Here is a 12951-nt window from a genome sequence, read left to right as displayed (position 1 = left end):
TTGTTGCACCGGGCTTTGGCTGCGCTCAGCCCTTGGTCTTGGGCTGTGTGAGTCTGTAGAGGCAGATTGAATGACTTTTCTTGAGCAGGCTGAAGACTTTTTGCGGGGGATGATTGCGCCGCAAGCGATGCAGATTGACCAAAGTTCTGAGTCCTTGTTTCAGGCCCTATATGAGTTGGGAAGTCAGGGGTTGCTGGGGCTGCGAGTACATCAGGAATGGGGTGGACAAGATCTCGATGAACTGACATTTCGCCAGTTTCAAGAACTGGTCAGTCGCTATTCAGGTGCATTGGCATTTTTGCAAACCCAACATCAAAGTGCGGCCTCACTTATTGCCCGAAGTACCAATACAGTTCTGAAGGAAAAATATCTCCCCCATCTGAGCAGCGGTAAGGTGTTGATTGGTATTGGCTTTTCCCATCTGCGCCGCCAGAATCCGCCCCCGGTTCAAGCGATTCCAACGGATTCAGGTTATGAAATTACGGGTGAAGTCCCTTGGGTCACTGGATATGGCTGTTTTAAGCACTTTATTGTTGGGGCTCAACTGGCGGATGGACGGGCAGTATTTGGCATGGTGCCCTTGGCAACGGTTTCTCAAGCTGGCGGCATGATGACTTGTAGTGATCCACTGCCTTTGGCGGCGATGGGGACCACACAAACGGTGAAGGTACGGTTGAATCGCTGGCAACTTTCGCAGGAAGCGGTTGTGGTGATGCGTCCACCGGACTGGATTCACTCTAACGATACAAAAAATAGTTTGCACCATAGCTTTTTTGCTTTGGGATGTGCTCAGGCTGCTTTAGATATTCTCTCTAGTCCGAATCTACCGGACTTTGTGGACTCGGCTCGACAGTTATTAGACCAGGAGTTGCAGTCGTGTCGACAGGCTATTTATCAGGAACAGCAAACCTCTGAATTAACGTTGCCTAAACGTCTGCAACTTAGAGCCTGGGCGATTGAGTTGGCCAATCGCTGTGCCCATGCGGCTGTCATTAGTGGGCGAGGTGGAGCCAATTTGATGGGCCATCCTGCCCAACGGGTCTATCGGGAAGCGTTGGCTTTCTCGGTGTTTGGGCAAACGACGGATGTTATGGAAGCTTCGTTGGCCCAGTTGGTTCGTTCAAGTTCCTGATCTGAAGATCTTGTACCAAGGTTTCATTTTCTGCATTTGGTCCCCATTCTGAGGGGAGAAAACTGTTTTCTTGGGAAAACTCAATAGAACTGAAAGACTGATGAAAAATTTCAGGGTCTCTACTTTTGAAGGCTAGACTTCACTACTCGCGAGAGTAGTAGCTCCTATATGAACCGTCAAACCGCCCACTCTGTATACAGCAATTGCTTGGATTTTCGTCCTGAACTGCAGGGACACGGGTCTTTTTTACCGTTGGCTATGGGATGAACAGAACTGTTAAACCTCTCAAAACTCAAGTTCGAATCAGGATTCAGTTTTCTGCTTGAAAGGTAACTCCTGATTAATATGGTCAATCTCTCGCTGTTCATCCTCATTAATCTCATCAATATAGTGATGAAAAATTTGTTGAAGACGAGGTCTATAGAATCGATGCAAGCTGTAGTTTGGTGTTGCTCGAAACCCCCCGCCTTTTTTTTATGCCTGCCCCCTGCCCCCCGGATCAAATCGCTGAATCCCTTGAGCGACTGCCCATTCAATGGGCGAATAATAGCAAGCCTCAAAATGTAAGCAGTCAAACTCCTGATCGCTGCCCCAATAACGACCATAAAGCTGCTCACCCTTCGTTAAGCAAAAAGACATTCCTACGGGTTGTTGAATTTCTCCCTCTGGATAAGCCGCTACAAAGATAACCCGATCCCCATAGGTCGATTGCAGATCCAGGAAAAATCGTCGGGTCAGATACTTGCTGCCCCACATAAACTTTTCGCACGTGTCTTCGTAATAGTGGTGCATCCGCCCATAGAGAAAGTCGGGAATCTCTTCCCCTTGATAGGTTCGGAGTTCGAGTCCCGCCTTGGCAATACTTTTGCGTTCCCGTTTAATGTTGCGGCGTTGATTGGCATTGAACGCCCCAAGATAGTCATCAAAAGTGGAAAAGCCCTCATTCTGCCAGATATAGCTGTGATGCAGCCACCCCTTAAACCCATGGCGTTCAATCACAGGTTGCCAGTCTGGATCGACAAATAGGAAATGGCAGCCCGATAAATTGTTCTGGGCGCAAAAGCCATCAATCACCTGGACCATCAACCCAGTCAGCATGTCTTCATCTTCGTCCGGGGCGATTAGAAACCGATAGCCCTCCGCAGGGGTAAAGGGGGTCATCCCCAAGAGTTTGGGGTAATATTCAATCCCCATGCGGTAGGCCACATCTGCCCACTGGTGATCAAACACAAACTCACCATAGCTATGGCCTTTGACATAGAGTGGGGCCGCTGCCACCAGGGTCTGATCCCGCCAGACGGTTAGATGTTGGGGTAACCATCCTGTGCGAGCGATCGCACTGCCAGACGTCTCCAAATTATTGAGCCAGTGCCACTCTAAAAAGGGCGTTTTTAAGGGGATAGCCAAATCATCCCAAGCTTGCTGTGAAATCTGTCCAATCTGCTCAAACCACTGAACGGAGTAGCGAGGTTGGGGTTGGGTTACCATAGATGAAAAAATGAACTGTTTCTAAGGTAATGGAAACCGCTCAATTAGGGTATGGTAACCCAACCGCTATTTGGATTTAGACGAAGGCTGAGTGGGCTCAGGAGATACTTTGGGTTTATCCTTTGATTTGGTGTCTTCAGGAATGGCTTCCTTAGACTCTCTGATTTCTTTTTGTAGGTCAAAGGGCTGAATGCCTTGGAGGCTATCAATTTTAGCAAGATTGATCAAAGAGAGAAAAAGCTGTGTGTTAGGGGTAAGCACTTTGAAAAAAGATTCTGGAGGCCGATTTCGGTTACTTTTGAGCAATTCAGTCAACGTACTGCTTTCAGGACGATACGCCACAAGATACTTTTGCTTACCGAGGGTGATGGTTTGGCCTTGAGTGTAATAGATATTAGTTCTCAAGGAAGATTGGAGAGCCCCTGATATGCCAAACAGCATCGCAGGTCCCAAGGACTCTTGGTTCAAACTCAGCCGCTGCCAGCTTCTGTCTAATGTTTTAAGTTGAAGCTGCATGGGTGTGTCGGCTAACACTTCGGTGAGTTCATTGGCTGATATGGGGGTTGTGTATAGGGTGATTGTGGTTGAGATCGCACCCATGCAACCCACTACTATGCGCTTGATATTCATGTGAGACATCACTGCTCCTCTAACACTTCACTATTTATGCCCTCATTAGATTAAATCTGAACAGTCCAGCCTTACTTGGATGAGAAGATTTACTTTAGGATGAACTTTTAAGTCTTAAAATATGTGCGTAACGGTTAATCTTGCGGGTTTAGAGGATGGGTCTCTTTGCACGAAAGCGTCATTGAACCCTCAAAGAATTTGGCCAGTGGTTGAGCCTTGAGGAGAGACGTTCAAACGTCGATGATTGCGGATATAGATAGATTTCTGTTTGTGGATACTCATAAAACCCAGCCCCCTAGCAGGGATAATGAGAATCAGTTTTAGCTGAGCGTTGTAGTGCCCTTTCGGTTTTCTCCCTTCACCCAACTTTTCCAAGCCCGTCTTTCACGACGAATCGAGCTATGGGTCTTTCTGAGCATTATTGCGATTGAAGCCGTTATTCTTATCCCTTCCGTTTACCGACGTGAAGCCGAACTACTCAAACATCTCACCGATATTTCGGCCGCAAAAGCCACAGGTGTACTAGCCAATGAAGAGAATGCAATCACCGATCAAACGGTTCTAGACAAACTTGAGGTGATTGAGCAAAATCCAGCCGTGACGGGTGGGATTCTCTTTCGCACCGATGGCACCAAAGTGGGGGAGTTTGGTGAGCAGCCCGAGCTTACTTTTGAGCAGGTCACCCGGCGATCAGAAGAAACATACCTCAATCGATCGCAACAACGATACGATGCCACCTGGCCCATGCCCTTGCTCGATAAATATGTGCTGATTGTTCGCCACGATGCCAGCAATGTCCAAACCGAACTCAATCAGTTTATTGCTCGGATCATTGGTCTGGTCGTCATTATTTCCCTGTTTGTGTCCTTAGCCACCATGATTGTTCTGCAGTCCTTTGTGATTGCGCCCATCTTGCAGCTGCGGAAGGATCTTCTCCAAGCGGGGACATTCTTAGCAACGCCACCGGGAAGTGCACCGCCAGAATTTGAATCCACCCAGAATCCCCCGGATGATGAACTGGGGGATGTGATCCAAGCTTTCGAGCAGATGTTTAATCAGATTCGCGATGCGATCGCATCACGGCAGCAGGCAGAATCTGACCTCAGGTTATCAGAAGAGAAATTTTCCAAAGCCTTTCGGGCCAGCCCTAACCCCATCACTATGAGCACTCTTGAAGATGGTCGTCTGGTGGAAGTGAATGACAGTTTTTTGGACTTGTTTGGGTTGACGGCTTCAGAGGTTTTAGGTCGGAGTAGCTTAGAACTTGATCTATGGGCAGATCCAACGGATCGGATGCAAATGATTCAGGCCATTCTTAAAGATGGCATTATTCGAAATTATGAGTATCGACTGTGCGATCGCAATGGCAAAGAAAAGACGGTTCTCTATTCCTCCGAACAGCTGAAGGTTAATGACCAAGACTGTATTCTCTCTGTCATTAATGACATTACCGAGCGCAAAGAAGCCGAAATTGCATTAGAGGCAAGCGAAGTCCGATTTCGGATGTTGGTGGACCAGGCCGTTGATGCCATTTACGTCGTCAACGAACAAGGACAGTTTGTGGATGTCAACCAACAAGCCTGTGCCAATTTGGGGTATGTCCGTGACGAGTTACTACAACGCCGCGTACCTGATATTCAAAAGAGTTTGTCAGACGACGATTTTGCGAATCTATGGCAGCGACTGTTGCCCAAAGATCCTCTCACTTTTATTGGTACTCATCAGCGGAAAGATGGTAGTCAATTTCCGGTCGAAGTCCGTTTAGGGTTATTTGAAGCGGGGGAAGAGCAGTTACTTTTGGCCTTGGCACGGGATATTACCGAGCGGCAGCAAGCGGAAAAGGATCGAGAGCGCCTCGCCGAAATTGGGGAACTTGCCGCCATGATTGTGCATGAAGTCCGCAATCCCCTGACAACGGTGCTGATGGGCCTTAACTCATTTCAGCGCATGGATTTACCAGACCGGGCTAAACTACGGCTGCAGTTGGCCTTAGATGAATCCGAACGGCTGCAGCGGCTCCTGAATGAAATTTTGCTCTATGCCAAACAGCAAAAGTTAGATACAACAACCATCGATCTGAATCAATTTTTTGCCGATTTACTGCCCACCTTACAGGACATGCCCAGCGCGGAAGATCGTCCTATTCAGCTAATGCCTGCTTCTGAGCCAGCTTGGGTGGAAGCCGATATCGATAAACTGAAGCAAGTTTTTATTAATTTAGTTAGCAACGCTTGTGAAGCTGTTCCCCAAGGCGAGCCCATTAGTTGGCAAGTCCAGATTGTAGCGCTGCAAGATCAGGTCAAAATTGCGGTCAATAATGGGGGCGATCCGATTCCAGCAGATGTGCTTCCCCAGTTGACGAAGCCATTTTTTTACCACTAAGTCATCTGGAAATGGTTTGGGACTAGCAATTACCAAGCGGATCGTGGAAACCCATGGCGGCGAGTTAGTGATTCAGTCTTCAGCTGCCAGTGGTACTACCGTCACCGTGTCTTTACCCACAGTCAAATCTCCATAGCGTTTCTACGCGGCAACGCAGGCGGGGAGCTGAGCTGTAAGGGTCTCCATCAAATCATGAATACTGTAGGGTTTGACCACATAGGCATTAGCACCTGCAGCCATTGCGGCTTGACGGTGGGGTGGATCATCCATGGCGGTAGCAAACACAATGGGAACGGCATTTCCAGCGGCTCGCAGTTGTTGGCATATTTCTAAGCCCGTCAAATTTGGCAATGTCCAATCCAACACGATGGCATCCGGTTGGATAGCCTGGGCAAGTTCTAGGCCGACTTGGCCATCATGGGCAATATTGACTTGATACCCTGCATCGGACAATTCCAGTTCAACGAGCTGAGCAATTCTGACTTCATCTTCAACTAGCAATATATGGGGGTTCATTGTTTTAGGGTTGAGTATTTTAGTGGCAGCGTGTTTCCCATCGTCAGAGTCCATCGCATGGCTTAGGGGCATATATCTGATAGCGGTAAGTTGCTATCGACATGCGCTTTGAGATAGATAACGGTGGCGTATTCGTTTTTTGGAGTAAGCGATTTACCCTTGATGCTTACTAAGCTAATCAAAGAGACTGAGGTTCTCCTGATGAAATTCTGTGATTAAGATAAGAACTGATATGAGTTGACCGTTCACCCCTCAGCAATGAGCCTCAATCTGCACTATCGATCTAAGCCGCAGGGCTCAAGAATTACAACCTAAAGCCGAAATAGAGTAGAGAAACAAACAACTTGGCAAAATTATGTCGCATTTTGCCAAGATCTGATTCTACCCTGATCTCATTAGAGTCAATTCACGATCTTTGCTGAAGCTTCTGGCAGATATAGGAAAAAGAGAGAGAGCTATTCATGTTGGAATATCGCTATTGATAATAGCTGCGATACCAAGTTACAAACTTTTGAATCCCTTCTTCGATTGGGGTTTTGGGTTGAAATCCAACGTCATTCATTAAAGCATCTACATCTGCATAGGTTGCCGGTACATCTCCAGGCTGCATGGGTAAAAAGTTCTTCTCTGCTGCTTTGCCCATGGCAGTCTCAATGACTTCAATAAAACGCATCAGCGTTACGGGTTGGTTGTTGCCAATGTTATAGAGCTTATATGGAGGGGTTGTGATGTCTAGGTTTGGAGGTTGATGAAGAACTCGGATAATGCCTTCTACGACATCATCTATATAGGTAAAATCTCGCTGCATTTTTCCATGGTTGTAGACATCGATGGATTTGTTATTTGCGATCGCATCTACAAACTTGAAGTAAGCCATATCGGGTCGTCCCCAGGGGCCATATACCGTAAAGAATCGCAGTCCGGTAATCGGTATTTGATATAAATGGCTATAAGAATGGGCCATTAACTCATTGGATTTCTTGGTGGCGGCATATAAAGAGACGGGATGGTCCACATTGTCTTCAATAGAGAAGGGAACTTTCTTGTTGGTTCCATAAACTGAACTAGAAGAGGCATAAACCAAATGAGAGATTTGGCTATGGCGACAGCCTTCTAAGATATTCACAAAGCCGACAAGGTTACTATCTACATAGGCATGAGGATTGTCGAGGGAGTAGCGAACTCCGGCTTGAGCAGCTAGGTGGATTACTCTGTCAAAGGATTGGGTTTGAAATAACTCAGCGATAGCATTTCGATCACTAATATCTAATTCCTGGAAGCGAAAGTTTTGATCAGGTTCTAATTCGGCGAGTCTAGACTTCTTTAGGTCGACGGCATAGTAGTCATTGAGATTATCAATTCCATACACTTGTGTACCCTCTTTTAAGAGGTGTTGGGCCACATAATAGCCAATGAAACCAGCAGCACCGGTTACCAGAACTTGCATGGTTAATAATCTCCATTCATGATCATTGTTTTTTTTGAGTTCAGCTTGCTGTCTTCTCCAATTGGCAGACAGTTGTAGAATGAATCCTAACTTCTGGTCATTCGGAATGAATAGACCTTGAGTAAAGAGTATAACTCAGGCAGTATGATTGGATTCGAAGGGCAAAACACACCAACTGTTTGAATACTTCAGGAGGATGAATTATTGGCGTGCTTGGAAAAGTCCGCTAGAGCTGATTGCCTGACAGAAGTAGGTCAAAGCCTTTATTTACATAGTTTATGAGAAAAGAGTGGAGAGACATGTGAGGCTAGATTTAATCACAAATCAGCGTTATTCAAATGTCAGGCCCCACCCAAATTTATCGTCAACTGTTTTCCTTTTTACGTCAACACAGCCATTATCGAGATTTACGCCATCTCATTGCTCTGGGCTGGATGGTAAGCGCCTTAATCTGTAGTGAACGCTTAAGCTTATCTGCCTGGGAATCCTATGTTCCCTGCCGAGCCAGAAAAGCCCAAAGTGTCGAGCGTCGGTGGCAACGATTTATAGCCAATCAACGCATTGATATTAACAAGCTATATGTACCTCTAGTCCTGCTAGCCCTTAAGAACTGGCAATCTCATCGTCTATACCTGGCAATGGATACAACGGTGTTATGGAATGAATATTGCATGATTCATCTATCCGTCGTCTGCTGTGGCAGAGCAGTACCGTTGTTGTGGAAAGTATTAGAGCACAAGAGTGCAGCTGTCGCTTTTGAGGAATATCAACCGCTATTGCGCCAGGCCCGTTGGTTATTGCGGCAGCATCCAGATGTCATGGTGTTAGCAGATCGTGGGTTTGCGAACCATCAACTGATGAGCTGGTTACAACAGAGCCATTGGCATTACTGTCTGCGTGTCCCTTGTGATGTCCTTCTCCATGGTCCACGTCAATGTCCAAGAGAAGTCCGACAATTGTGGCCATCCAAAGGCGAAGCCCTCCTCTACCGCAATGTCGGTCTTTGGGAAGATGGCATCTATCGGTGCAATCTGGTGTTGGCTAATATCCGAGGAGTGAAAGAACCATGGGCGGTGATTACAGATGAATCACCCACGCTACAGACCTTGTGGCAATACGCTTTGAGGTTTCGGGTCGAAGAATTATTTCTCGATAGTAAGTCTGGAGTGTTTGAGCTAGAAGAGTCGAAAATTCGCTGTGCTGATGCATTAGAGAGGCTTTATCTGGTTGCTGCTGTGGCACTGCTATTCAGCACGACTCAAGGAATGGCTGTTCACATTAAAGGGCTGCGCCAACAGGTTGATCCACATTGGCGGCGAGGCATTAGTTATCTCAAAATTGGATTGCGATGGCTCAAGGGGGGTAGTCCATAAAGGACGGGAGTTGTTGATGCCAGTCCCCTTGCTCTGCCATGATCCACAACCGTGTTTTGCGTCTAAAAAAGCTCAAAAGAAACACTACAACAAAATCTGGTTCTCTCGCATCCGCTCTTTACAGTGCAAGGCTTTATGAGCAGGGGAAGGCGAAGATCTGTCAGGCAGTCAGCCGCTAGAGTGTTGCTGATTGTAATGTAATAGTGTTGATTTCTATATGGTTAGAGTTGATTGGAGATGCTGATTCATCAATAAATAGTTTTTCTATTGTCTGAATATGATTTGAGAATCAGCAATTAATCTCATTGTTTTATGGGAAGTGCTAAGGATTTTGAGAATGATTGTGTATTTCTTAATTAGACCTCTTGCAATATTCAGTTCACGATATGCTACTGTCTCATTTTATGAGCCAATTTTGCCAGTAGAACCATCCTATTTTTTCTGCGATTAACGTAAAACAACACTGTATATCGAGGTCTCTACTGTATTGCAAAACTAATTATGCAAGAGGTCTAATATTCGAGAAAAAAATAATATTTAGGATAAATAATTTACAACAAAACAGGAAATGTGACTTAGATCACATTTGATCTGGTGGTAGATATGTAACATTGTGTTCATTGAATAAAATTCCATTGAATTAATTTAAAACTTTTCGTTTATGAAAGTAAATTTAAATTTATGACTATAAGTTGCTAATATTATGACAAAAAAATGACTTGTTAGGATGAATATGACATGATATGCTGCCAACTTGTAATTAGATAGTTAGTTAGTGTAAGGCAAATTGACGAATCAGTTTTTTTGTTGTTATCTAGATTTGAGTCGCGTAAATATTTGAGTTTATTTGAAAGCTTCTTGATTTTGACTTTATTATGCAAAAAAATAAGAATTTCAAAAAAGACTATAGCAATCTGAAATCAATCGTGAGATGTAGAGAGGCTGAAATCTTTACCAGTATCCATTTGGATTGAATATAATTCTCACAACCCACGTCAGATCGCTATATTTACTAAAGCTTATCAACATTTAGTATGTTAGCCTTTGAATGATTTTCATAATCAAGTTAGTTGAGTTTGAACAGAACTGTAGAATTTTCAATTTTCATCTATTAACTAAGATACATTTTTTGTTTTGGGGCTTCGATGGTCTTACTTTGATCTCAGTCTCAAAAAAACGAACCTTACGATGCCGCAAATGTTTATCTATGCGTAGAGGAGGCCGAACTTGCAGAAAAGGTGTGAGCGAAATCGAAAGCGTTCGAAGAGAAGAGCTATATATTGCCCTGCCCATGGTTGTTATTTAGATAGTGTTAGTCAAAAATATTTAATTTATTCCAACCAATCTTCTCATCTACAACAGCATGGAATTGGCAAACAAGCTGCCCGAAGAATATTGGAAAGTCAGTCTGAAGTAATTTTACGGCATCATTGGTTGGAAGCGTTTTGGTGTGAAGAATGCCAAGATGTTAAATGGTACTATATCCAAAAAACTGATCAGAACTATCAGGTCTCTATCCCCCCCCAGATGAGCTTTGGCAACGGGCAGTGAGAGTTACGGACCCAAGAGGTAATCCATCAGTGGGAGAATTTACACGGAGACAGGCCCGAATACCGAATCATCAGATCAAACAGTTCCGGTATATGACTTAGCAGTTAACAGAATAGTTTATTTATAATGATTGTTTGGGTTAACTAAGGTTGGCTGGCAAAAGCAACATCAATTATTCTGCTTCTATATAAAGCTTATGGATACTAGTACTCTACCTATATCAGTTCAAACAAGTTCAACTGTAGATTATTGGTCCATCGTTAAGCGACGATGGCAACCTGCTTTGTGCTTATTTGCAGGTGTATGTGCCTTGAATACTATCAATGTCTTATCCAAAACCCCTATCTATCGAGCAGAGGGACAACTGCGTCTCAATATTTCGAATGAAACATCTCAATTAGTCGGGCTTGAAGCACTTGAACCCTTGACAGGAAACAATTCAGAACGCGCGATTATGACCGAGATGGATGTCATGCGTTCGAAACCCCTCCTTGAAAAAGCTTTATCCTCTATCCATAAACAACTGGGATCAGATGACTTAAAATCCCAGATTGAAGAAGTCTCCATTCTTAAAGAATTTCTGGTAGTTAAACCCAAGCCAGGCACTGATATAGTGAGCGTAGCTTTTGAGCATAGTGAACCTCGTGTGGCTTTTGAAGCGGTCAATCAGTTGATGCAAAACTATGTCAATTTTAATTTACAGGAAAATCGTTATAAATCAATAGCAGCGAGAAAGTTTCTTGCCCAGGAACTTCCCCAGGTTAGACAAAATGTGCTGAATGCAGACCGAATCTTACGGCAATTTATGGAAGTTAATCAAATCAGTGCTGTGGAAAATTTGGCTGATGTTGTGACAACTGGGCAAGTCAATATTCAAACCCAACTAGATGAAGTGGCAACCCAAATTGCCAAGGTTGAGGCTGAATCCATAAATATAAGAGGACAGTTGGGGGTTGATGTAGAGTCCGCTTTAGATATTAGTGCTATTAGCCAATTGCCTGCCATTCAAGAGACCCGTCAGCAGCTTGAAACGGTTCGTCAACAGTTAGCTCTAGCAAAGAGTAGCTTACAGCCCGATCACCCTACAGTAATGGATCTACAGGATAAACAAAGCCAGCTGCAAAGACTTTTATTGGATTCAATTCGGACAACTACTTCCAATAAAAATACAAAAATCAATCAACAGCCAGCTGATCCCACACGTCAAGCCCTATTAAATAATTTAGTGCAGCTAAACGTTACTCGCAAAGGCCTATTGAAACAACAGCAAGTTCTGGCAACTCAATTGAACCTCTACAGTTCCCGTTCCAAACAACTTCCCGCGATCGGTCAACGACTACGTCAACTCCAGCGAGAATTGGGGGTTGCAGAAACAACTTATAAGGTGCTACTGCAAAGTTTGCAAAGTGCACAACTGACTGAAAATCAAACCATTCCCACAGCCAAAGTTGTAGAGTTAGCCGACTTGCCCACTGTTCCCGTGGCCCCAAATAAGTTTACAGAAATCTTGCGGGGTGTGATCGCAGGGGCATTGCTCGCGTTTGGATTAGCTTATTTTCTGGAAAAAGTTGATACTAAGCTTAAAACCGTTGACGAAATTCGTGATGTTTATTCTTCCTGGCCTGTTTTGGGGAGCGTACCTATCTATACACCTGATTCTGAGAATCTAAAAGCTCTTCCCACCGTGCTCAGCCCTCGTTCACCTGTTGCTGAGGCATACCGGATGTTGCAAGCAAATTTACGGTTTTTAAAGACAGACTCGCCCGCACGCGTTATCACGCTCAGCAGTGCAGTACCCCGGGAAGGAAAATCTTGGACTACCGCTAACTTAGCTGTTGTGCTTTCGCAAATGAATTATCGCGTGTTGGTGATTGATGCGGATTTGCGTAAGCCAACGCAACATCAAATTTGGGAAGTTAGCAATCAGACTGGCCTATCTAATATGTTGGCAGCACCTGAAGAGGATGAAAGAAAATCAATGTTAGAGACCTACAAGGTACAACCCAATTTAGAGCTCCTAACTGCCGGAGTTATACCTCCCAATCCTCAGGTACTCATTGATTCGGAGCGGTTTCAGTCGCTTTTGGCCCACCAAGCGGAACGATATGATTATGTGTTGATTGATGCTCCGCCCTTGATGGTGGCAGCAGATGCTCTGATTATGGCTAAGGCTGCGGATGGACTGTTGTTAGTAGGACGACCTGAGAGTTTGGAGAAATCGAGTGCAAAGCGAGCCAAAGAGTTGTTAGGGCATTTTGGGACCGATGTTTTAGGTCTATTTATCAATGGTATAGTCACCAAAAATGAAAGCTATTCCTACTACTACTATTCACAAAATTATTATGGTGAATCTGAGCTAGACAAAAAATCTTCCAAGCATAAGTCTCTTATGTCTTCAAAAAAATCTTCTCTTCGCTAGTCAAGATAACTAA

At 44.6% G+C, this 12951-nt stretch carries 9 protein-coding genes and 1 pseudogene; 6 read left to right on the top strand and 4 right to left on the bottom strand.

Annotated features, from left to right (window positions below):
* Positions 1 to 70 precede the first annotated feature (70 nt).
* The gene (locus tag HRE53_RS01185) at positions 71 to 1132 is read left to right on the top strand and encodes an acyl-CoA dehydrogenase family protein (RefSeq protein ID WP_235108773.1); all 1062 of its coding nucleotides are present in this window, start codon (positions 71 to 73) and stop codon (positions 1130 to 1132) included.
* 303 nt (positions 1133 to 1435) lie between these two features.
* On the opposite strand, the pseudogene HRE53_RS01180 reads toward HRE53_RS01185, so the two are convergent.
* Positions 1436 to 2620, bottom strand: a pseudogene (locus HRE53_RS01180) (GNAT family N-acetyltransferase).
* A 66-nt stretch (positions 2621 to 2686) separates the two neighbouring features.
* The gene (locus HRE53_RS01175) at positions 2687 to 3259 is read right to left on the bottom strand and encodes a hypothetical protein (RefSeq protein WP_235108772.1); all 573 of its coding nucleotides are present in this window, start codon (positions 3257 to 3259) and stop codon (positions 2687 to 2689) included.
* Positions 3260 to 3586: 327 nt separating this feature from the next.
* Between HRE53_RS01175 and HRE53_RS01170 the strand changes: the two genes are divergently transcribed.
* Both HRE53_RS01170 and HRE53_RS01165 read left to right on the top strand, forming a co-directional pair.
* On the top strand, positions 3587 to 5632 hold the full coding sequence (locus HRE53_RS01170; protein WP_235108771.1) for a PAS domain S-box protein: 2046 nt from the start codon (positions 3587 to 3589) through the stop codon (positions 5630 to 5632).
* A 16-nt stretch (positions 5633 to 5648) separates the two neighbouring features.
* Positions 5649 to 5768: an ATP-binding protein gene (locus tag HRE53_RS01165; RefSeq protein WP_235108770.1), complete on the top strand. Its 120-nt coding sequence runs from the start codon at positions 5649 to 5651 to the stop codon at positions 5766 to 5768.
* A gap of 5 nt (positions 5769 to 5773) precedes the next feature.
* Here HRE53_RS01165 and HRE53_RS01160 read toward each other — a convergent pair whose 3' ends face one another.
* The gene (locus tag HRE53_RS01160) at positions 5774 to 6148 is read right to left on the bottom strand and encodes a response regulator transcription factor (RefSeq protein WP_212661844.1); all 375 of its coding nucleotides are present in this window, start codon (positions 6146 to 6148) and stop codon (positions 5774 to 5776) included.
* Positions 6149 to 6623: 475 nt separating this feature from the next.
* Positions 6624 to 7595, bottom strand: coding sequence for an NAD-dependent epimerase (locus HRE53_RS01155; RefSeq protein ID WP_235108769.1), 972 nt, complete (start codon positions 7593 to 7595; stop codon positions 6624 to 6626).
* Between the two features lie 338 nt (positions 7596 to 7933).
* On the opposite strand from HRE53_RS01155, the gene HRE53_RS01150 reads away from it, so the two are divergent.
* The 3 genes from HRE53_RS01150 (at position 7934) to HRE53_RS01145 (ending at position 12938) form a co-directional block, all read left to right on the top strand.
* Complete coding sequence (locus HRE53_RS01150; protein WP_235108073.1) at positions 7934 to 8968, top strand: transposase; 1035 nt, start codon at positions 7934 to 7936, stop codon at positions 8966 to 8968.
* A gap of 16 nt (positions 8969 to 8984) precedes the next feature.
* Complete coding sequence (locus HRE53_RS34255; protein ID WP_255801066.1) at positions 8985 to 9107, top strand: hypothetical protein; 123 nt, start codon at positions 8985 to 8987, stop codon at positions 9105 to 9107.
* A gap of 1608 nt (positions 9108 to 10715) precedes the next feature.
* On the top strand, positions 10716 to 12938 hold the full coding sequence (locus tag HRE53_RS01145; protein WP_235108768.1) for a polysaccharide biosynthesis tyrosine autokinase: 2223 nt from the start codon (positions 10716 to 10718) through the stop codon (positions 12936 to 12938).
* The last annotated feature ends 13 nt before the right edge of the window (positions 12939 to 12951 follow it).

Source organism: Acaryochloris sp. 'Moss Beach' (genome assembly GCF_021497025.1).
In the GTDB taxonomy this organism is placed as follows: domain Bacteria; phylum Cyanobacteriota; class Cyanobacteriia; order Thermosynechococcales; family Thermosynechococcaceae; genus Acaryochloris; species Acaryochloris marina_A.
This window is presented reverse-complemented; position numbering and strand designations above follow the sequence as displayed.